General features: G+C 40.5%; 20 protein-coding genes and 2 tRNA genes. 15 read left to right on the forward strand and 7 right to left on the reverse strand.

All coding sequences use genetic code 11. The annotated features are described in order from the left end of the window. The first annotated feature begins 142 nt into the window (after window positions 1–142). The 4 genes from B2X72_RS11740 (at window position 143) to B2X72_RS11755 (ending at window position 5,307) form a co-directional block, all read left to right on the forward strand. Window positions 143–535, forward strand: coding sequence for a DUF6686 family protein (locus B2X72_RS11740; RefSeq protein WP_232475596.1), 393 nt, complete (start codon window positions 143–145; stop codon window positions 533–535). Between the two features lie 374 nt (window positions 536–909). Next, window positions 910–1,437 (forward strand): ferritin, encoded by a 528-nt coding sequence (locus tag B2X72_RS11745; RefSeq protein WP_075993930.1) that lies wholly within the window; start codon window positions 910–912, stop codon window positions 1,435–1,437. 223 nt (window positions 1,438–1,660) lie between these two features. Beyond that, window positions 1,661–4,339 carry a TonB-dependent receptor gene (locus B2X72_RS11750; protein ID WP_232475595.1) on the forward strand — a complete coding sequence of 893 codons (2,679 nt, stop codon included), beginning with the start codon at window positions 1,661–1,663 and terminating at the stop codon, window positions 4,337–4,339. Beyond that, entirely contained in the window at window positions 4,336–5,307 is a 972-nt protein-coding gene (locus tag B2X72_RS11755; protein WP_312352184.1) for an NAD(P)H-quinone oxidoreductase, read from the forward strand. Before B2X72_RS11750 ends, B2X72_RS11755 begins: the two co-directional genes overlap by 4 nt. Here the strand turns inward: B2X72_RS11755 and B2X72_RS11760 are convergent. Then, window positions 5,296–6,159: an AraC family transcriptional regulator gene (locus B2X72_RS11760; RefSeq protein ID WP_075993929.1), complete on the reverse strand. Its 864-nt coding sequence runs from the start codon at window positions 6,157–6,159 to the stop codon at window positions 5,296–5,298. The genes B2X72_RS11755 and B2X72_RS11760 overlap by 12 nt on opposite strands. Window positions 6,160–6,303: 144 nt before the next feature. Here B2X72_RS11760 and fucP point away from each other — a divergent pair, with 144 nt between their 5' ends. From fucP to B2X72_RS11800, 8 genes are all read left to right on the forward strand, one after another. Further along, entirely contained in the window at window positions 6,304–7,569 is a 1,266-nt protein-coding gene (gene fucP, locus B2X72_RS11765) for an L-fucose:H+ symporter permease (protein WP_088162634.1), read from the forward strand. A gap of 10 nt (window positions 7,570–7,579) precedes the next feature. Next, entirely contained in the window at window positions 7,580–7,912 is a 333-nt protein-coding gene (locus tag B2X72_RS11770) for an L-rhamnose mutarotase (protein WP_286849691.1), read from the forward strand. A gap of 2 nt (window positions 7,913–7,914) precedes the next feature. Continuing rightward, the gene (locus tag B2X72_RS11775) at window positions 7,915–9,573 is read left to right on the forward strand and encodes a UxaA family hydrolase (RefSeq protein ID WP_075993926.1); all 1,659 of its coding nucleotides are present in this window, start codon (window positions 7,915–7,917) and stop codon (window positions 9,571–9,573) included. 49 nt (window positions 9,574–9,622) lie between these two features. Next, on the forward strand, window positions 9,623–10,936 hold the full coding sequence (locus B2X72_RS11780; RefSeq protein WP_075993925.1) for an alpha-L-fucosidase: 1,314 nt from the start codon (window positions 9,623–9,625) through the stop codon (window positions 10,934–10,936). A gap of 2 nt (window positions 10,937–10,938) precedes the next feature. Continuing rightward, on the forward strand, window positions 10,939–11,703 hold the full coding sequence (locus B2X72_RS11785; protein WP_075993924.1) for an SDR family NAD(P)-dependent oxidoreductase: 765 nt from the start codon (window positions 10,939–10,941) through the stop codon (window positions 11,701–11,703). 41 nt (window positions 11,704–11,744) lie between these two features. Next, on the forward strand, window positions 11,745–12,602 hold the full coding sequence (locus tag B2X72_RS11790) for a fumarylacetoacetate hydrolase family protein (RefSeq protein ID WP_075993923.1): 858 nt from the start codon (window positions 11,745–11,747) through the stop codon (window positions 12,600–12,602). A 25-nt stretch (window positions 12,603–12,627) separates the two neighbouring features. Then, entirely contained in the window at window positions 12,628–13,455 is an 828-nt protein-coding gene (locus tag B2X72_RS11795) for an amidohydrolase family protein (protein WP_286849692.1), read from the forward strand. A 181-nt stretch (window positions 13,456–13,636) separates the two neighbouring features. Continuing rightward, entirely contained in the window at window positions 13,637–14,428 is a 792-nt protein-coding gene (locus B2X72_RS11800) for an SDR family oxidoreductase (protein WP_075993921.1), read from the forward strand. A gap of 240 nt (window positions 14,429–14,668) precedes the next feature. On the opposite strand, the gene B2X72_RS11805 is transcribed toward B2X72_RS11800, so the two are convergent. Further along, a tRNA-Phe gene (locus B2X72_RS11805) sits at window positions 14,669–14,741 on the reverse strand. A gap of 42 nt (window positions 14,742–14,783) precedes the next feature. After that, window positions 14,784–14,856, reverse strand: a tRNA-Phe gene (locus B2X72_RS11810). Window positions 14,857–15,043: 187 nt separating this feature from the next. On the opposite strand from B2X72_RS11810, the gene mnmA reads away from it, so the two are divergent. The 3 genes from mnmA (at window position 15,044) to B2X72_RS11825 (ending at window position 17,978) form a co-directional block, all read left to right on the forward strand. After that, the gene (mnmA, locus tag B2X72_RS11815) at window positions 15,044–16,135 is read left to right on the forward strand and encodes a tRNA 2-thiouridine(34) synthase MnmA (RefSeq protein WP_046672147.1); all 1,092 of its coding nucleotides are present in this window, start codon (window positions 15,044–15,046) and stop codon (window positions 16,133–16,135) included. Between the two features lie 184 nt (window positions 16,136–16,319). After that, window positions 16,320–17,384: a PA0069 family radical SAM protein gene (locus tag B2X72_RS11820; protein ID WP_088162633.1), complete on the forward strand. Its 1,065-nt coding sequence runs from the start codon at window positions 16,320–16,322 to the stop codon at window positions 17,382–17,384. Between the two features lie 51 nt (window positions 17,385–17,435). Continuing rightward, a complete protein-coding gene (locus tag B2X72_RS11825) occupies window positions 17,436–17,978 on the forward strand; it encodes a GNAT family N-acetyltransferase (RefSeq protein WP_088162632.1) in 543 nt (180 codons plus the stop codon). A 71-nt stretch (window positions 17,979–18,049) separates the two neighbouring features. Here B2X72_RS11825 and B2X72_RS11830 read toward each other — a convergent pair whose 3' ends face one another. The 4 genes from B2X72_RS11830 to B2X72_RS11845 form a co-directional block, all read right to left on the reverse strand. Continuing rightward, window positions 18,050–19,468 (reverse strand): amino acid permease, encoded by a 1,419-nt coding sequence (locus B2X72_RS11830; protein ID WP_075993918.1) that lies wholly within the window; start codon window positions 19,466–19,468, stop codon window positions 18,050–18,052. A 385-nt stretch (window positions 19,469–19,853) separates the two neighbouring features. Then, window positions 19,854–20,015, reverse strand: a complete 162-nt coding sequence (locus tag B2X72_RS11835) for a FeoB-associated Cys-rich membrane protein (RefSeq protein WP_075993917.1) — start codon at window positions 20,013–20,015, stop codon at window positions 19,854–19,856. A 6-nt stretch (window positions 20,016–20,021) separates the two neighbouring features. Next, window positions 20,022–22,124: a ferrous iron transport protein B gene (feoB, locus tag B2X72_RS11840; protein WP_088162631.1), complete on the reverse strand. Its 2,103-nt coding sequence runs from the start codon at window positions 22,122–22,124 to the stop codon at window positions 20,022–20,024. Next, window positions 22,124–22,321, reverse strand: a 198-nt coding sequence (locus B2X72_RS11845; RefSeq protein ID WP_286849694.1) for a FeoA family protein, incomplete at its 5' end; no start/stop codon positions are given. The genes B2X72_RS11845 and feoB, both read right to left, overlap by 1 nt.

Consider the following 22,321-nt stretch of genomic DNA (forward strand, 5'->3'; position numbering starts at 1 on the left):
ATTTTCAGGTCTGTTGATCCATGCGAAATTAGGAAGGATTTATTTTGCATGAGTTGTTGGTAGGCTTATTTATATTAAATCAAAATAATCTTCTGTTTTACTTGGATTGATTATAAATAATATTTATTTTTGATCGATTTAAATGATAAGAGAAATAGAAATGTCAAAATTGGTTTGTCCGTTAGCAAATGTTGAGGAAGTTTTTTCAACCACAGCAGGTACAGTTTATCAATGTAGCCGCAAAAATTGTTTCTGGTTGGAATATAATAATGAAACAACTTCTTTCTCGGTATCGGATTTTTTGAAGTTTAAGAAGCGTATCGATGCGATTGATGTTGAGCACATGCTTCACGACACAACACGTTCATCGGATTTTGAAGTCATTATGCCTTTCCGTACCGAAAGGTGTTTCATCTTAGCTGTAGAGGATGTCCTTCAATTGCGCGAATTGTTAGATGGCGCTAAATTTATGATGGAATTGAATAGCGTAGTCAGAACTTGTTTGCAGGTTTCGCCATTTGCAGTTTTTGCATAAGGCTATACATATAAAAGAATTGAAAAAAGCGGTGTACGTCTGTGATGTACACCGCTTTTTGTTTGGAAAGACCTTATTTAATTTTAATTTAAATAAGTGTCAATGTGGTCGTCCTCTGGTTTTATTGACATTCAATGGTTTTTAGGCCTTTAAGCCACTTATTGTTTTAATTTATCGCTTATTGAAAGTGTCAATATTATGTATTTGTAATTGTATTGATTCTAAACAAGTTGCGGTTTCCATGTCTAATTTAGACTGAATTTGTATTGCATATTCTTGATACAGATTTTGAAGATCTACTGTATCTTTGTAGTGTAATCAGGTGATAATGTGTTTCACCTGTTGATATTTTAGAAATTAAACTTAAGGTAAATATGAAAGATTTATTGAAATTAAAATCTTCTTTGAAAGAAGAGATCGAAAATATATTGAATGCACAAATTAAAGTTGAAGCTCATTCTTCAGCCTTATATTTGGCAATGTCTTCATGGTGTGATGATCAAGGTTTGGAAAATGCTTCAGAATTTTTTGCGAAGCAATCCAACGAAGAGCGTGAGCACATGTTGAAGCTTTTCAATTATATCAACAACCGCGGTGGTCGTGCAATTTCTCCGGAAGTTACAGGTATCCCTCAAGATTTTGAATCGTTCCGTGGCGTTTTTGAACAAACATTGGAACAAGAGATGTTTGTTACTGAACAGTTCAACAACATCGCCGATAAATGTGCTAAAGCGAAGGATTATGTTACTTTTAATTTTGTACAATGGTTCTTGGAAGAGCAAGTAGAAGAGGAGTTTGTTGCAAGACGTATCCTTGAGTTGTTCGATGTGATTGGTGAAGACGGTACTGGTCGTTGGGAAATTGACAAACACCTCGTTAAGGTTGCCTTTGCGGGTGAATAATAAATTGTAAAAAATAGTGTAAAAAACGAGCTGTTGAGAAAACAGCTCGTTTTTTTATATACAAAATCACAACTTTTTACGTTAATAGCTTAAGAATTCTTATATTGAATTGTATTATTGCAAAGTCTATTTGATGGAACTAAGGGGCGGGAATATTATCCGGTTAGTACTTTTTTTAGCTATAACGAACTTGTTTTTTTTACCCAAAAGCGCTTTAGGGCAGGTGTCAAAAAAAGAAGTTTATGGAATTGTTGTAGATACTGCAGGAAGGCCCTTAAATGGCGTCAGTGTTCATCTGACGAGTTCTCGCGATACCTTGTTCTCATCCACTTCCGCAACAGGTTATTTTCATTTTAGTCGTGTACTCGGTAATGATATTCGTATTAGCTGTAGCCAGCTGGGCTTAAGTATATTGGAGCGTAGTTATCCGTTATATAATAGCACGACAGCTAAATTGGATGTCGGAAAATTGACCATGTTTCCCCATGTATCTCTTTTAAAAGAAGTTGTTGTACTGAAATATAAACCCATTGTATATAAGCAGGATACTGTTCAATTTAACCTAGATGCCTTTCAATTTGATCGTCGGGCACTCTTAGAAGAGGCTCTTAAAGCATTGCCCAATATACAGGTCTCCCGTGATGGTTCTGTCTATGCCTTCGGTAAGCCCATATCCTCTGTTAAGGTGGATGGAAAAAAATTCTTTGGTGGCGATGTGCTCACTGCTACACGTAACCTTCCTGCAGATTTTGTGAAAAGTGTACAGGTTATTGATTTTTATGGTGATGAGGCGACCGCAAAAGGAATTAAAAGTGCAGAATCTGAGAAAGTCCTGAATATCGTGCTCAAAGATGATAAGAAGAAAATTACTTTTGGTCAAGCCACGCTTGGCGGTGGTTCGGTAGATCGTTATTTGGGGAGTGCTGGGCTGAATCGTTTCAATGACGGTAAAGAGTACTCTGTTATCGCATCGGTGAATAATACGAATACCAATCTCTTTTCTTTCGGCTCTCCCAATGGAGGGGAGCGGGAACGGGAAATGGGCGAGCTAGCCGACTTTGCGGATCCAACGGATGGGGTCAATAAAATCGGATCTGTCGGGGGGAGTTTCTCTAGTCCACTTTCTAAAACGGTAACAGCAAGCGGTAAATATTCCTTTACGCAGCGCAATAATTATATCCAGGGAAATTCCTTATTACAATCGATATATGGATACGGCAAAGCAGCGAATAATTTGATTAGTAATTATGAAGACTACAAGATAAAATCAATCGATCGTATACATAAAATGGACTGGGATTTTGATATGAAGCTGTCGCCCAAAGATCAGCTTAAAATATCACCCAAACTATCTTGGACCAATTCGACCAGCAATACGTTAAAAGATAGAAGGATTCAAAATAATCGGTTGAGCAGTACGGGAAACTATGGCGCGGCCAATAGTACAGAAAGTCCTGCAGCGGCTTTAGATCTTTTTTACGTGCGAAGTTTTACTAAACCGGGGCGGAAAGTACTTTATACATTGCATACGGATTTTAATTCCCTGGATAAAGATGAGGAAGTGCGCGATTTTAATAGAGCGATCGACAGTAGCACGAATGTGCCAAAAATAACAGAGACTTATCTGAATCAAATGGTCCGTTCCAGCAATGAAAATAAAAATATCCAAAGTCGGTTGTCGTTGGTGGAGCCTGTTGATTTAGGTGGTACCTTGGAGATTAATTACGATTTCGACTATACCAAAATTGATGCTCGCCGCTCCACTTTTGATAATAACAATAATTTTAACAACGGCCCCATACTGGTAGACTCCCTTAGTTTGAAGTACGACTATTCCTTTGCTAGCAATAAAGTCGGCATGATTTATCGGCAAGATTTAAGCGAGAAAGTGAAAGTGAACTTCGGTTTTGCTGTTCAGCCTTCCGAATTAACGGGAAGTTCAACGGACAAACTGATAAAAACCTCCTATTCAAATGTTAACCTCGTGCCTTCTGCTGGATTGAAATGGAAGTTTACCAAAGAAGAGGATCTTTCCATGGACTATTATGGACGTAATAACCAGCCTAGCTTCTATCAGATACAGCCTGTGGTGGATAATACCAACACACAAAATATTGTGATCGGAAATAAGGATTTGAAATCCGAATTTGCACATAGTATTGTTTCAAAGTATCGGAAGTCCATTACACGAAGAGGGCAATATTTAGAAGCGAGTCTGGCTTTTAATTTGGTAAATGACAAGATTGTAGCAAACCGGACAATTGAACCCAATTCAACGATACAGAAAACGACCTATCGCAATACAGAAGGTTATTATGATATTAAGAGCTATTATTTGTTTACAGCTTCTTTATTGTCGGATAATTTGCAGATGAGCTTGAATGGTAATGCAGATTATTACAACAATATTTCCTATGTCAATGATAAAAAGAGCTTTGGTGGACACTTTTTGTTTACGCAGGCTCTTCAATTCCGCTATACCTGGAGTGATATCTTTGAAGCCGAATTAAATGGAAACTATTCTTTAAACAGGGCGACATTTGACTGGCCTGTACAAGATAATATCACGGCACATTCAGGGATTGTTGGGTTGGGATCTAAAGCTTATTTAGGGAAACATTTTACCATGGGACTTGAGCTTTCTCAAAAATTTAATGCGGGTTATTCGAGCTCATGGAACAATATTAATCCGACGATAATCAATGCCTATATGGAATATACTTTTGGAAGGAATAACTTGGGGATGTTGAGATTTCAGGGATTCGATCTGATGAATCAGAATACTGGTATTTCACGTGCCGTGGTGGGAAATGATATTTTAGATGTTCGGAACAATCGCCTGGCTCGTTATTTTATGCTTTCGCTCAATATAAGATTACAGAAATACCCGAAAAAATCATGATGAAAGCCGTCATTATTACTGAACCGGGGGGACCGGAAGTTTTGGAAGTCCGTGATGTGGAGATGCCGCAGATCGGTGAACTTGAAGTTTTGGTGGAAGTAAAGGCTGCAGGAGTGAATAGACCTGATGTCTTTCAGCGTAAAGGTAACTATCCGGCACCAGCCGGTGTAGATGGGCGAATACCGGGATTGGAAATAGCAGGGATTGTAGTCGCTAAAGGTAAGGATGTGGTCGATTGGGCTATTGGTGATCGTGTATGTGCGCTTGTTGCCGGTGGTGGCTATGCTTCCTATGCGAAAGTCTATCAGGGACATTGTTTACCTATTCCCGACCATTTGGGTTTTGCGGAGGCAGCCTCGCTGCCCGAGAGCGTTTTTACAGTCTGGGACAATGTCTTTCGAAGGGGTAAGTTGCAGGCCGACGATCATTTTTTAGTGCACGGTGGTGCTGGAGGGATTGGCAGTACGGCCATTCAGTTAGCGACCTTGTTTGGTGCGGTAGTATATACGACAGTCAGCTCATCTGAAAAGGCTAGCTTTTGTAAATCATTGGGAGCCAGTAAAACAATAAATTATAAAACGGAGGATTTTCTGGAGGCGCTGAAGCCTTTGGGAGTTGATGTTATTTTAGATAGTATTGGCGGATCATATTTTGAGAAAAATATCAATCTATTGAACCCTGATGGTCGATTGGTTTACATTAATGCGATGGAAAGCGCAAGAGTCGAGTTAAACTTGCTCAAATTAATGCAGAAACGGATTGTTCTAACGGGAAGTACGCTGCGGGCGAGAGACCGTGAATTTAAGCAAGTGCTACGGGATGATATCTGGTCTCAAGTATGGCCGAAGCTCAGCGTTGGCGATTTCAAACCTACCTTATACCGCGTGCTTCCTTTTGCGGAGGCTGCTGAAGCCCATCGATTGATGGAAGATTCAAGCTTATTGGGTAAAATTGTCTTAAGTTTTTGATCGCTGAAAGCTGAGCGGTGTAGTGCCAGTTACATTTTTGAAGTATTTATGGAAGCTCGAAAAGTTTTGAAAACCTGATTCAAAGCAGATCTGCTTCACCGTCTGTTTGTTTTCTATTAATAAATTGCAGGCTGTCTTCACACGCATTTCGATCAGAAACTGAAAGAGTGTTTTTCCGATTTGTGATTTGAAATAGCGGCAGAAAGAATTGGGCGTCATTCCCGTTAGGGAAGCAAGTTCCTGCAGCCGTATCTGGTCGCGATAATTTTCACCGATATATTGCATGGCAATCTGCATTCGGTTGGCGTCCTGATCTTGCAGCTGGATGGTAAAAGTGGGGCTCGTTAACAGATCATGTTGTTCTTCGGCCGAAATAAATTGTAAGATTTCTAATAAATGAATAATACGTGTGGTACCTGTTGCTGCCAAGATAGCGTCAATTAATTGCACAGTTTTTAGTCGGCTGCTCTCCAATAATGAAATGCCTCTTTTGGATACGCGTATAAGGTCTTTGATGGATTTATTTTCAGGTAAATTAATGAAATCATTTCCCCAAAAGTTTTCCTTAAAATGAATTACACGAATATCTGCGCTTTCTGCTCCTTCCTCTTGAAGATAAATTTCGTCAAATAACCAATAGTGAGGCAGGTTTGAACCAACAAGGGTAATATCGCCTGATTCAAAGCGCCGGACACTATCGCCAATAAATTGGGTGCCTGAGCCTTTGGCAAAATAAATTAATTCCAGTTCTTCATGGTAATGCCAAAGATTATGGTATTGGGGCGTATTGTCTCTTCTCGCGTTGAACGAATGCTCAAGATTGCTATTTAAATGAAGCAGCTGTGCTTTCATAATTATGAAATATATGCAGTAAAGTTACATAATTCAGTTTAGATATGGTAATATAGCTTAATAATTTGATAATATACTTGAATATTGTCTAGCATTTTTAAGCTTATTTTACATTAAATAACTACTTATAACCATTTGAAAAATATGACGAATAAAAAGAGTTACGCATTTGCCTTGATTTTGGTGACATCCTTGTTCTTTTTTTGGGGATTTATTCATAACCTTGATCCAATCTTAATTCCGCATTTGAGGAATGCGTTTAGTTTATCCCATTTTCAGGCTTCCTTAGTCGATTCGGCTGTATTTATCGCTTATTTTGTGATGGCGATTCCTGCTGGAATTATCATGAAAAGATACGGCTATAAAGCTGGTATTCTGATCGGATTGATCTTTTTTGCCATTGGCTGTTTTCTTTTTGTACCTGCGGCCAATACGATAAGTTATGTTTTCTTTTTGGGGGCATTGTTCGTTGTAGCCTGTGGTCTTACCATTCTGGAAACCGCTGCAAATCCGTATGTAGCGATTTTGGGAGATCCAGCTTCGTCGGCGCAAAGACTAAATTTTGCGCAGTCTTTTAATGGGTTAGCAGCCTTTGTTGCTCCGATTTTTGGGGGAAAATTTATTTTATCCCATGAACCCAAATCACAGGAAGAACTGGCGCAAATGGCTGAGCAGGCAAAGATGGCGTATATTCAGTCGGAAACAGCTGCTGTGAAATTGCCTTATGTGGTACTGGGGATATTGATCTTATTGATTGCTGCGTTGTTTTTCTTTACCAGATTACCTGATATCAAAGATGCTGAGGAAGAAGGTAGAGCCGGTTTTTTCCACGCATTGCGTCATAAAAATGTGCGTTGGGCAGTGGTGGCTCAATTTTTCTATGTGGGAGCGCAAGTTTGTATTTTAAGCTTCCTTGTATTATATGCAACAGAAGCTGCCGGAATATCGGGTAAGGATGGTGCCGATTATGCTGGGTTCGCTGGATTGGCTTTTATGTTGGGCCGGTTTATCGGTACATTTTTTATGCGTTTTGTATCAGCATCCAAGCTCTTGATCATCTATTCCGCTATAGCGATCGTTCTATCCCTATTTGTCATTTTCGGATCGGGTATTCAGACCCTTTATGCGCTGATTGGCATTGCATTCTTTATGTCCATTATGTTTCCGACAATATTCGCGTTTGGTGTACAAGGTATTGGTGCCGATACCAAATCTGCTTCTAGTTTGATCGTCATGTCTATTGTAGGTGGTGCTTTATTGCCTCCAATATTGGGTTTTATCTCCGATAAAACGGGACATTTCCAATACGGCTATTTTGTACCATTGGTTTGTTTTATTGTTGTCTTATTGTTTGCTTTCCAAAATAGAAATGTCAGTATTGCGGAAACAGAAAATCTTAAATCACATTAATTAGTTAGTAATGAAAAGATATGTCATGGCCTTGGATCTTGTGGACGATCCACAATTGATCAAGGAATATGAGGATTACCACCGCGAAGTGTGGCCGGAAATAAAACGCTCGATTCTGGATGCAGGTATTCTGCAGATGGAGATCTATCGTTTTGAAAATAGATTGTTTATGAACATGGAGGTGGGTGAAGATTTTTCATTTGAGAAAAAATCAGCTATGGATGCTGCCAATGAAAAAGTTCAGGAATGGGAACAGCTGATGTGGAAATATCAGGCGGCTATTCGGGGGGCAAAGCCAGGAGAGAAATGGGTAATGATGACGAAAATATTTGAATTAGTATAATTATGGCTATACAGCGCTATTTACAGATCCATCCAATGGATAATGTCCTTGTTGCATTACAGGACTTGGCTGAGGGAACAACAATTGTTTTTGAAGGTAAGGAATTTACATTAAAGCAAGCTGTTGCTGCCAAACATAAATTCACGATCCAGCCAATGGAACAAGATACAGAGATATTGATGTATGGTGTTCTGGTAGGGAAATTGAATACTCCTTTAGCTGAAGGGGAACTTATTACCACCGAAAACTTGCGCCATGCGTCGGAAGATTTTAGAATGGGCAACCGTAAGACAGCTTGGACAAAACCTGATGTTGCTGCATTTAAAGATAAAACGTTCAATGGATTTCACCGTTCAAATGGGACTGTTGGAACGGCCAATTACTGGTTGGTTATTCCGTTAGTTTTTTGCGAAAACAGAAATGTATTGACCTTGAAAGCTGCTTTTGAGGAGAAGCTGGGCTATAAAGTAAAAGCAAATAATTACGTTTCCGAGGTCGAAGATCTCATCGGCTTATATAAGTCTGGTGCTGATGTAAATGCGATCCTTAGTCAGGATCTGCTTGCTAATTCGACTTCCAGTGAGCAGGAACGCCTATTCAAAAATGTCGATGGAATCAAGTTTTTGAATCATGAGATGGGATGCGGTGGAACGCGTATGGATTCGGATGCATTATGCGGTCTTTTGGCTGGCTATATTACCCATCCGAATGTTGCGGGGGCAACCGTATTGAGTTTAGGATGCCAGCATGCGCAGGCTTCTATTCTGAAGGCGGAAATTGAAAAGCGAAGCCCTGGTTTTGATCGCCCGCTATATATTTTCGAGCAGCAGAAAGAAGGAACTGAAAAGGAACTTATGCAAAAGGCTATTAAAGCAACTTTTGCGGGGATGATGCAAGCTGATAAAAATGAGCGCAAACCAGCCACATTGGACAAATTGTGTATTGGACTGGAATGTGGTGGCTCGGACGGATTCTCGGGTATCTCTGCTAATCCTGCGCTCGGTTTTGTGTCGGATATTTTGGTGACTTTAGGCGGATCGGTGATTCTGGCGGAGTTCCCTGAATTATGTGGCGTGGAACAGGAGTTGAGTGATCGTTGTATCGATGAGCCAACTGCGGAGCGTTTTATGTCGCTGATGCGTACTTATAATGCAAAAGCCGAGGCTGATGGCTCGGGTTTCTATATGAATCCTTCTCCGGGAAATATTCGTGATGGCTTAATTACTGACGCGATTAAGTCTGCAGGAGCAGCCAAAAAAGGAGGAACCTCACCTGTTGCAGCAGTGATTGATTATCCTGAATTGGCCAACGGTCCGGGGTTAAACTTATTATGTACTCCAGGTAATGATGTGGAAAGTACCACTGCAGAGGTGGCCGCAGGTGCCAATATCGTCTTGTTTACGACTGGCCTAGGTACACCCACGGGTAACCCGATTACACCGGTTGTGAAACTTTCAACAAATACCAAAACTTTTGAGAAAATGCCCGATATCCTGGATCTGAACTGTGGTACCATTATCGAAGGTACAGAGACTATTGAGGAAGTTGCACATCGTATTTTGGATTATGTGATAGAAGTTGCTTCCGGTGAAGTGCAACCAAAAGCGGTGTTGTTGGGGCAAGACGATTTCATTCCATGGCGTAGAGGTGTTTCATTGTAGTTGAGTATAATGAGTTTATTGAAAATCCATGACAACTAATTATTTACATATGAAACTTAAACATGTAATCTGTGGTTTGGCCTTGCTGATGGGATCTGTATCCGCGAGCTATAGCCAGCAACATTATCAACCGAGTCCCGAAAATTTAAAAAATAGGGAATGGTTTGAACAATCTCGGTTTGGTGTTTTTATCCATTGGGGGGTATATAGTGTGCTGGGAGATGGTGAATGGGTCATGAATAACCAAAATATCAGTTTGGATGAATATGCATTGCTGCCTAAATTTTTCAATCCAATTTCCTTCAATGCGAAAGAATGGGCGAAGTTATTTAAACAGGCCGGAGCAAAGTATATCACCTTTACTACCAGGCATCATGATGGGTTTTCGATGTGGGATAGCCAGATTTCGGATTATAACGTGGTGAAGAAATCGCCCTTCAAACGCGATATTGTGAAAGAGTTGGTGGAAGCTTGCCATGCTGAAGGGATAAAAGTGATGTTCTACTATTCACTTTTGGATTGGCACCGGGATGATTATCTACCCGTTGGTAAAACGGGCGGCGGCATTGCGGGCCGCGATTCAACAAAAGGGGATTGGAATCATTATGTCCAGTTTATGAAAAGCCAATTAACGGAGCTGTTGAGCAATTATGGCAACATCGATGGGATTTGGTTTGATGGTCATTGGGACAAGCCCAATGAAGATTGGCATTTCAAAGAAATCTATGAATTGATTCATAAGTTACAGCCACAATGTTTGGTGGGTAACAATCACCATTTGGCACCATTTGAAGGTGAAGATTTTCAGATGTTCGAACGTGATTTACCTGGGGAGAATACCACTGGGTTCGGCACGAAAGCACATGATGTTGGGATATTACCGAAGGAAGTATGTGGAACAATTGCTGGATCGTGGGGATTTGAACTGAAAGATCGGACACGAAAATCTTTTCAGGAAGTGCTGAAATACCTGGTCAAGGCAGCTGGTCATGGCTCCAATTTATTGCTCAATGTAGGTCCAATGCCGAACGGTGAGATTCAGGACTATCAACAGGAGCGTTTGAAAGAACTTGGAAAATGGCTATCGCTTTATGGTGAAACAATCTATGGAACAGAGGGGGGAGCGGTGTCGCCAACAGACGATTATGCGTTGACAAAAAAAGGAAACCAGGTGTATCTACATGTGTTTAAAACGGATAAAAAGGAATTGTTGATCAATAACCTGCCTTATCAAGTGAAAAAAGTAAGCACATTTATCGGAAAGAAAGAGATTAAGTTTAGTCATAAGAACAATAGTCTACGCGTGGATTTGCCAACATCGACAGATGAAGCAGATTTGGTATTGACATTAACAATTAAATAACAATGGGAAAATTAGAACAAAAAGTAGCTGTAATTACCGGTGGTGGTAGTGGGATAGGCCGTGCGATCAGTCTGCAATTTGCTGCAGAAGGAGCAAAAGTTCATATTCTGGATTTGAATGAAGACGGTGGTAATGCGGTGGTTGATGAGATCTTGGCTTTGGGTGGTCAGGCTGTGTTTAATCGTTGTAATGTAACTGATCAGCAAGAAATTACTGCTATAGCACAAAATATCGGAAAAATTGATATTTTAGTAAATAATGCAGGTATTGCTCATGTTGGTAATTTGGAAAATTGTCAATCAGAAGATTTTGAGCGTGTTTTTAATGTGAATGTTAAGGGCGCTTATAATGCATTGCATGCTATCGTGCCGATGATGAAAGCGCAAGGTTCTGGAGCAATCCTTAATCTAGCATCCATCGCTGCATGGGTTGGTATCACGGATCGTTTTGCTTATTCGATGAGCAAAGGTGCTATTTACGCGATGTCAATGTCTGTTGCAAGGGATTACATGGCATACGGTATTCGTTGCAATAGCATTTCGCCTGCACGTGTACATACGCCATTTGTCGATGGATTTATCGCAAAAAACTATCCTGGAAAAGAGGAAGAAATGTTTGAAAAATTATCAGCAAGCCAGCCAATAGGCCGAATGGCACAACCGGAGGAAATTGCCAAATTAGCACTTTTTCTGTGTAGTGACGACGCGGGCTTTATTACTGGGAATGACTATCCAATTGACGGTGGTTTTATTAAATTGAACAATTAAAAAGCTAAAAATAAAATATCTATTATCTCAATACTATAAAAATGAAATTAATACGTTTTGGAGCTCAAGGCAAAGAGAAAATCGGTGTTCAGATCGATGGTGTAAATTACGATGTAAGCGCATTTGGTGGTGATTACAATGAACAATTCTTTGCTGAGGATGGTGTAGCTCGTTTAGAAGAATTTGTGAAGGCAAATGAAGGTAAGTTGATTGAAGTTCCTCAAGACGAGCGTATCGGAGCACCTTTTGCCCGCCCATCCAAAATTGTTTGTATTGGATTGAACTATTTAGACCATGCAAAGGAAACCAATGCACCTATTCCTGCTGAACCGATCATCTTTATGAAATCGACCACTTCGTTGGTAGGGCCATACGATAATGTCATGATTCCTAAAGATTCTTTAAAAACAGATTGGGAAGTGGAATTCTGTATCGTGATCGGCAAAAAAGCCTCTTATGTAGAAGAGCATGAGGCCTTAGATTATGTAGTTGGTTATGTGTTGCACAATGATGTTTCCGAACGTGAGTATCAGTTGGAGCGTGGCGGTACCTGGGATAAAGGAAAAGGATGTGATACTTTCGCACCAATGGGACCCTTCATGGCGACAAAAGAGGAAATCAAAGATATCAACAATGTGCGCCTATGGTTAAAGGTAAACGGAAAAACCTATCAGGATGGCAATACCAAGGATTTGATCTTCTCGGTAGCACATGTGGTATCGTATGTGTCTAAATTTATGACCTTGTTGCCTGGCGACGTTATTTCAACAGGTACACCTGCAGGTGTTGGGTTAGGATTTAATCCACCGATTTACTTGAAACCCGGTGATGTTATCGAGTTAGGAGCAGATGGTCTTGGGGAGTCCCGTCAGACTGTTGTAGCGTATTCAAAAAATTAATTGCTCATCAGGTTTTCATTTTATTATGCGTATAGATACCCATCAGCATTTCTGGAAATTCGACCCAATTAGAGATCGTTGGATTACCGAAGAAATGCAGGTCATAAGACGTGATTTCAGCCCTTTGGATATTCAGTTTGTGCTTGAACGAAATGGATTCGGAGGGAGTGTTGCTGTTCAGGCAGATCAATCCAAAGAAGAGACTGCTTATTTGGTTCAGCTGGCTAATGATTATCCTTTTATTAAAGGCGTTGTGGGCTGGATTGATCTTCAAGCAGCAGATATTCGACAACAGTTGGATGCCTATCAATCAGATACGGTCATCAAAGGATTTCGTCATATTGTTGAAGGAGAAGCGGATCCTGATTTTCTTATCCGCCCTGCCGTACTAAATGGACTGAAGGCATTGGCAGATTATGGTTATACTTATGATCTGCTCATCCGTCCACGTCATTATGTAGCAACGCTAGATTGTGTGCAGCAAAATCCAAATCTACAATTTGTGTTGGATCATATTGCCAAACCGCCAATCAAGTCGAAAGCATTTGATGAGTGGGCAGCGTTTATTGATGCGCTATCGGCTTTTCCGAATGTTGTATGTAAAGTTTCTGGACTTGCCACAGAGGCCCATTGGGAGGGATGGAAGCTTGATGATTTTAAACAATATCTGGAGCATATCTTTGCACGTTTTGGAAAGGAGCGCATTATGTATGGGTCAGATTGGCCGGTATGTCTATTGGCGGCATCTTATGAAGAAAGTATTGCCATAGTTGAAGATAAACTAGGGCAATTTACAGCTGCAGAGAAGAACGCATTTTGGGCAGAGAACGCTATACGTGTATATAATCTTTAAAAGGAAAAACTTCAGTATGTTATGAAAGGGAAAAATAACATGCTGAAGTTTTTTATTGGCCAAGAAGCCGGATAAATGGGCTGAATAACGTCAATATAAAATTAATCAATAACCAGAGAACGAGTTCATTGTTGCGAATGTTAAGCACAATCAATGAAACAAACCATTCAATAAAAGTATTATGGATCTTCATTTAAGAGATAAAGTTGTTATTGTTACCGGCGGAGCAAAAGGTATCGGGCGGGCCGTAGTTCATGCCTTAGCTAAAGAACAGGCTATTCCGGTCATTGTTGGCCGTAAACAGGCGGATAATGAAAAAGTCAAGCAAGAAATCAAGCAATTTGGTGTGGATGCACTCTGTATTGAAGCAGAGTTATCTAAACCCGAAGATTGTGAACGAGCAGTCCAAAAAACATTGGAAGTATATGGCCGTATCGATGGTTTGGTGAATAATGCTGGGCAAAATGATGGTGTCGGATTAGCATCAGGTAATTATGAAAAATTTGTTGTTTCTCTGCATAAGAACTTAATTCACTACTATCTGATGGCACATCATGCCTTGGATGCATTGAAAGCTTCTAAGGGCAGTATTGTGAATATTTCGTCCAAAACTGGCGAAACAGGACAGGGGAATACCTCGGCTTATGCGGCATCCAATGGCGGACGCAATGCGCTTACACGCGAGTGGGCTGTAGAATTGTTACCTTACTCGATTCGTGTAAATGCCATTATCGTGGCAGAATGTGCCACTCCGCAATACGATACCTGGATTCAAACCTTATCGAATCCGGAGGAGACCTTGAAGAAAATTACGGATCGCATTCCATTGGAGCATCGCATGACGACAGCAGAAGAAATAGCCGATACAACAGTCTTTTTGCTGTCTAACAAGTCAAGTCATACAACTGGCCAATTGATTCATGTGGACGGCGGCTATGTGCATCTGGATCGCTCTATTATTGCTGAATCGTAGCAGAGCAGCGATTGGATTTTGGAAATTAAACTTGTGTGGTTTTTAAAGAGACAACTTTGTTCATTTCCAAAATCCATGAGCGTTTTTTGATATTGCCCTTCAATCAATGAAAACACCTCCCATCGAACTCGGGTAGTAGTGGTATGGTGAATGTTCTACATAGCGAAGACGAAGGGGAAGTTGTATGAAATGCAGTTAGCTAAAACAAAAAAAGCCTGTTCAATGAACAAGCTTTTTTTGTGGTGCCACCTGGGTTCGAACCAGGGACACAAGGATTTTCAGTCCTTTGCTCTACCAGCTGAGCTATGGCACCAGTTGACCTTTTATTTAAATCTGTGATCATCAGATTGAAGCGTGGTGCCACCTGGGTTCGAACCAGGGACACAAGGATTTTCAGTCCTTTGCTCTACCAGCTGAGCTATGGCACCGCTTTTTGCTATGGGTTTGTTCCCCTATTGCGATGCAAATATAGTCCGATAATTTGAATTCTAAAACTTTTATGGAGATTATTTTTATACTTTTTTCGAACGTGTTGATTTTGATCGAGATAAAATTACAAGAAACTAACATATAGGAAAAGGAATAAGCTGTATCTTTGCATTTCAATAATTAGAGATGAGTAAAAGAGGAAGAGTTTTAGTTGCAATGAGTGGAGGGGTAGATAGCTCCGTTGCTTCTGTCATGCTCCACGAACAAGGATATGAAGTTATCGGTATCACGATGAAGACATGGGATTATGCATCCGCAGGTGGTTCGTCGAAAGAGACCGGATGTTGTAGCCTTGATAGTATCAATGACGCTCGTACATTAGCCGTAAACTATGGTTTCCCTCATTATATATTAGATATACGTGATGAGTTTGGAGATTTTGTGATTGATAATTTTGTAGAAGAATATATTGCTGGACGCACGCCTAACCCATGCGTATTGTGTAATACCCACATCAAATGGGAGGCTTTAATGAAACGTGCTGACAAATTGGACTGTGAATTTATCGCTACCGGGCACTATGCCAATATCCGTATGCACGACAATGGTCGCTATGTGATATCAAAAGGTAAGGATGAAAATAAAGATCAATCTTACGTTCTATGGGGTGTGTCTCAAGAAAACCTTGCGCGGACGCAGTTCCCTTTAGGATCTTTCACGAAAAAGGAAATTCGTCAGATGGCTTTGGATATGGGACAAAAAGAATTGGCCAATAAGTCTGAAAGTTATGAAATCTGTTTCGTTCCTGACAACGACTACCGTGCGTTTTTGAGACATAAGGTGCCAACATTGGATCAACAAATTGGTCCAGGTAATTTTATCCTTTCCGATGGTACCGTCGTCGGTAAACATATTGGCTACCCTTATTTCACCATCGGTCAACGTAAAGGCTTAGGTATTGCCTTAGGTAAACCGATGTTTGTGATCGAAATCCTTCCAGAAAGTAATACGGTGGTATTGGGTGAAGAACACGAACTTGAAAAGTCACATGCCTATGTTCGCAATGTGAACTTTGTGAAATATGCCGGACTGGATCAACCGATGGAAGCAATTTCAAAGGTACGTTATAAAGATTCTGGTGCTTTGTCGACCATCTCCCAAGAAGGCGATAAAGTACGCATTGATTTTGTACACAATGTGAAGGGTATTGCTCCTGGACAATCGGCCGTTTTTTATGAAGGCAATGATCTACTCGGTGGTGGTTTCTTAATGAAATAAGAAGAAGCTGGATTGAGATCTAGCATAAGAATTTTAATCCCTATACTGTCTTTACAGTATAGGGATTTTTATTTGGTTTAAAATGCGACTTATCTGGGCTTCAAACTCGAAGATATTCACCTTCCGCTATAAAGATTGAGAAATCTTAATTTGTTATTACTAATAATTTTAGTAATTTTAACTTATGAATTCGTCAGAATATTTTAAGGGTAGAGGGGCACAGATCAATCCTAATAACAAATTTTCTTCTAACCAATACGTGCAGGAGCATGTTGAAGGGCTGGATGAGGAGTTTTTGGGGGCCGAAAAAACACAATTTATTCCGACTCATCCAAAATCCATTATTTCCAAGTCAAATAGTCCGGATCTCCGTTTTGAAAGATCCATTAATCCCTATCAGGGCTGTGAACATGGGTGTATTTACTGTTATGCGCGCAATTCGCATGAGTATTGGGGTTTTAGTGCAGGATTGGATTTTGAGCGTAAGATCTTGGTAAAACATAATGCCGCTCAGCTTCTCGAACAGGAGTTTAGAAAATCGAGCTATCAGCCCGATTTGATTATGCTTTCCGGTAATACAGACTGTTATCAACCTATTGAACGGAAGCTGGGTATCACACGTTCGCTTTTAGAATTGATGGTCAAATACCAGCATCCGGTCTCTATCATCAGCAAAAATGTACTGATGCGGCGGGATTTTGATCTTTTGCGTGAACTTGCAGCACGCAATCTGGTTTCCGTTGCAGTAACCATCAATTCGTTGCGCGAGGAGGTACGTCAGAAAATGGAACCACGTACTGCAACGGCATCGGCCCGGTTGAAACTGATCGAGGGATTGACAGGGATTGGTGTACCCGTCATGCTGATGATGGCACCCATTGTTCCGGGGATCAATAGTGATGAGATTTCAGATCTGATTCGTTCGGGGGCAGATGCGGGCGCAATTACAGCCTCTTATACCATCGTGCGGCTCAATGGACAGATCGGTGGTATCTTTAAGGATTGGCTCTATCAGAACTACCCTGACCGTGCTGAGAAGGTATTACATTGGATTGAAGCCTGTCATGGTGGAAAAATTAACGATACCGATTTCGGGCGGAGGATAAAAGGGGATGGTCATATGGCCGAGAGTTTACAGCATTTATTCAAGCTTTCTGTCAAGAAATATATGAATAATGGGACGCTCCCATCCTTGAGAAGGGATCTTTTTCGCTTACCCGATGCAGGCACACAGCTGGGATTGTTTTAGTTATTAGTGTCAAATGGCAGCAGAAAATAAGCCATTTGTGTAATTTTAAAAATGGAAATTAAAACAGAACGGCTCAAGCTCAGATCCGTAGAGAAAATAGATTTGGAAAATATCCATTCCCTATTAATGTACCCTGAATCTGCATTGTTTAATCCGAGTGGATTTCCGGATGGAATAGCCCATACGGCGCAAATGGTGGAAGCTTGGTCAGCGCAAATCCATGAATCCGATGTCCGAAAGGATTATACCTTTTATATAGAAACTCTAGAAGGAAGGGAGTTTATTGGTCTAATTAATATCAGCGTTGTCAAGCTACGCTATCGAAATGCAGAAGTATGGTTTAAGCTTGTTCCGACAATGTGGAAGAAGGGCTATGCAACAGAGGCATTGAACCGAATCCTGACATTTGGTTTCAAGGAACTTAATTTTCATAGAATTGAGGGCGGTTGTGCGGTTGAAAATATCGCTTCCGCTAAAGTAATGGAGAAAGTCGGCATGGTCAAAGAGGCCCGCAGACGCAAAATTTTGCCGTTAAAAGATGGTTGGAGCGATAATTATGAATTTGCTATTCTCGAGGAGGAATACCCGCTTTAAATTTTAGCAAAAAAGCCTTACTCATGCAATGAATCAGGCTTTTTTTATTGATAAGATCGAGGTTCTGTGAACTAAGATTTCTTTCTTTTGATCAAAACATAACTCACATAGAGTAATATAAGCCAAGCGGGGATCAATTCTACCGGAAGTTTCATTCCTGTGATCCACATGATGCCAAGTACAGCGATCAAAAAGATCAGACAGATATAGTTACTTAGGGGATATAGAAAGGATGGGAACTTGGTCCGCAAGTGGGCATCGAGTTTATTTTTTCTGAAATACAAATGTGTAATGGAAATCATGACCCAGTTTATAATCAGTGAAGATACCACAAGCGACATCAAGATCTCCAAGGCATTTTTCGGCGCAATATAGTTGATAAATACACAGATCGCAGCGAAAAGTGCCGAGACCAAAATTGCGTTAATAGGCGCATGATTCTTGTTGAGTTTCGAAAGAAAACGAGGGGCATTCCCCTGTTCTGCCAGTCCATATAGCATTCTGCTGTTGCTGTACACACTGCTATTATATACTGATAATGCGGCGGTAAGAACAATGAGATTTAGCGCATTTGCGATAATTTTTGTGAAATAGAAAGTCTTTCCAAAGAGGGTAAATTCAAATCCATTAAGTTTGTCAAATACCAGTACAAAAGGACTTGTATCGGCGGTGATATTCGTCCACGGTGTCAAAGAGAAAAGAATAATGAGTGCACCTACATAAAAGATCAAGATCCGATAGATCACCTGGTTGGTCGCTTTGGGGATGTTCTTTTCGGGATGTTCGGCTTCTGCAGCAGTAATACCAACCAACTCTAGACCACCGAAAGAAAACATAATCAATGCCATGGCCGAAAGGAGACCTTCAAAATTGCCATCCGATGTTTCGCTAAACCAGCCTTTTGGGAAAAAACCGCCATGTGAAGTCAGGTTGCTGAGACTTGCCTGCTCACCTCCAGTACCGCTTACCAGTAAGTATACACCAAAAACAATCATTGCGATGATCGCAATAACCTTAATGATAGAAAACCAAAATTCCGTCTCGCCATAAATTTTGACAGAGGCAAGATTAAGGGCGTTGATTGCAAAGAAGAAAAATAAACTTGATGCCCATAGGGGTATTTCAGGCCACCAGAACTGCACATAAACGCCTATTGCTGTAAGTTCGGCCATGCTTACCAAGATATACAGGACCCAATAGTTCCAGCCCGAAGCATAACCTGCAAAAGAACCCCAATATTTATTGGCGAAGTAGCTAAAACTTCCTGAAACAGGTTCTTCAACGACCATCTCGCCCAATTGGCGCATAATAAAAAAAGCAATAATTCCAGCGAAAGCATAGCCGAGTATAACTGCCGGCCCAGCTAGTGTGGCAGCCTTTCCGATACCTAGAAATAAGCCTGTACCAATTGCACCACCCAGGGCAATTAATTGAATATGTCTATTTTGAAGTCCTCTTTTTAATTCTTCCTTATTGTTCTGTTTCTCCATGTGTATGGTTAATACGGTTACTAGTCTGTTTTGACCGATCCTTGGCAGGGGAAACCTGTGAAGACTTTACTCCTTACCAGAATCGAATTGGTCAAAATTGCTGCCGCTGTATGATGTGCCGACGAATAACGTGGCTCCCAGTGCATCTTTTGCCCTAAGCGCATAAAGTTAATAAAACACTTAGGTATTTGTGCACATTCTGTTGTGCTTTTAATGTATTTCGTTGTTTTTTTATAAACAATGGCGGGAGCCATGTTTTTGGCTAAGAAATAGAAAGCGCCGTAATTTAGAAATACGGCGCTTTATGAATTAGTAGCTAGTGTGATTTTTGGCCACTCTAGCTAATAACGAAATCTTATTTGCAAATGCTACTCAAAAAGATAAATTAATTTGCTTTTTGTGTTTTTTCTACGCTGCAGTCGCATCCACAGCCTTTCGAGCAGCTAGACTTGCCCTTTAATGATTTTCGGACATTTTTAACGACATACCATACAGCCGCCAAGACGAGAATTCCTACGATGAGATATTGTACTGTTAAATTATCCATAGCTTTTTATTTTAAAAGTTGATAAGCAATTAAGGCACTGAAATAGGCCAAACCTGTCATAAAACCAAGCTGTATTAAAGTCCATTTCCATGAGCCTGTTTCCCTTTTTACTGCCGCAATTGTACTCATACATTGCATAGCAAAAGCATAGAACAGTAATAAGGATACACCGGAAGCTAAATTGTAAGCCGGTAAACCGGTATTCCGGTTAATTTCGCTTTTCATTTTGCCTAATACCGTTGTTTTAGATGCTTCATCTTCGATATCCACTTCATCACCAAGGCTATATACTGTTGCCATTGTGCCCACAAACACTTCACGGGCAGCAAAGGAAGAAATGAGACCTATGCCCATCTTCCAGTCATAGCCCAATGGTTTAACAACAGGTTCAATAGCCATGCCAAGATAACCAAGGAAGGAGTGTTCCAGACGATATGATGAAACTTCATGCTCCAAATCTGCTTCGGACAGGTTGGGGTTATTTTTTGTTACATATTCTTCTGCTTGGCTAAATTTGTCGTTTGGACCAAAACTACCTAATGCCCAGAGTATAACAGAAATGGCTAAAATAATTTTACCTGCGCCGAAGACAAAGCTTGATGCTTTTTCCCAGACATTTAAGGCTACATTTTTCCAATCCGGAGTCTTATAGGTGGGGAGTTCAAAGATGAGAAATGATTTGTGTTTTGATTTGATGACTTTGGTCAGGATAATCGCGGATAGCAAAGCTGCGAATATGCCAAGCAGGTACATCACAAACAATACAATCCCTTGTATTTGAAAGCCTCCTAATTTCGTGTCCGGTATCACCAGTCCGATCAGAACGATATAAATAGGGAGACGTGCTGAGCAGGTCATAAAAGGTGTTACCAGAATAGTGACCAGTCTTTCTTTGCTATTTTCGATGTTACGTGCAGACATGACTGCAGGAACAGCACAGGCCACTCCGGAAATCAATGGAATCACTGATTTTCCATTTAGACCAAAGGGACGCAGCCAGCGGTCCATCAGGAAAACAACACGGCTCATATAGCCCGTTTCTTCCATGATCGAGATAAAGATGTATAAAATAACAATCTGTGGAATGAAGATTACAATCCCGCCAATACCTTTGATAATACCATTGCTGAGCAAATCGGTCAGAGGTCCTGCAGGAAGTGCTGTTTGCGTATAGGCTGCAAGATCACCAAATAAGCCATCGATAAAATCCATGGCTGGTCCAGACCAGGTATAAATTGCCTGGAAGATTAAAAAGAGGATACCAAAGAAGATGACATAACCAAAGATTGGGTGAAGCAGGATGCTATCAATCGTATTGGTTTTGTTTTTATTCGAGGATTCATCCTTTACATAGATTTCAGCAAGGCTGCTATCTAGGGATTTACTGCGCAATATGGCTTCGTCTTTTTGCAGCTTCTCGGCCCGCAATTGATATTTTTCACGGATTTGCTGAATAGCCTGATTTTTTTCCTTCGATAAAAAGGATACTTCGCCTTTGGCCAGGTATTGCCAGGTGTGGTATTCCGTATCTAATGGGAAAAGACGTTTAGTTTCCTCTAATGCTGCATCAGCTTCCGTTGGTAGACTGAATTTGCTGATATACATGGGCGGAACAGCATCAAAGTTTTTGATCAGCTGATCGATACCTTGCCCCGTACGTGCATTGGTTTCGTATACTTTAGTATTTAATAGGTGTTCAAGTTTTTGAACATCGATTGTAATTCCTTTTTCTTTGGCTTCATCAATCATATTGATGACAAAGATGGCCGGCAGACCGAGTTCCCGGGCTTGTTGATAAAGAATAATAGACCGTTTTAGGTTCGTAGGTTCAGCGACGACAACGACGAGGTTTGGTCTGAAACTGCTTTCTTTATTGACTAAAGTGTTGAAAACAACTTCTTCGTCCAATGAACTTGGGAACAGGGTATATGTGCCCGGTAAGTCAATAATACGATAAACTTTGTTGTTGGCTTTAACTTGCCCCTCACGTTTTTCGACCGTAATACCGGGATAATTTCCTACTTTCTGATTTAATTTTGTAATCCGGTTAAATAGAGATGTTTTACCCACATTTGGATTACCCAAAAGTGCAATAATCGGGTTATTCATTATTTCTGATCAATAAGGATGACTTTAGCTTCTGATTTGCGGATAGCAATTAAGGCGTTATTAGCACTAATATTTAGACATATAGGACCGTCCAAAGGTGCGATATGTTTCACCTCTACTTCAGTACCGGGTATAAACCCCAATTCGAAAAATTTAGCTGGAATTTCGTGTGAATCAAAATCTATAATTACCGCTTT

Origin of the sequence: Sphingobacterium sp. UBA7253 (assembly GCF_002472745.1) — a bacterium.
Classification (GTDB): domain Bacteria; phylum Bacteroidota; class Bacteroidia; order Sphingobacteriales; family Sphingobacteriaceae; genus Sphingobacterium; species Sphingobacterium siyangense.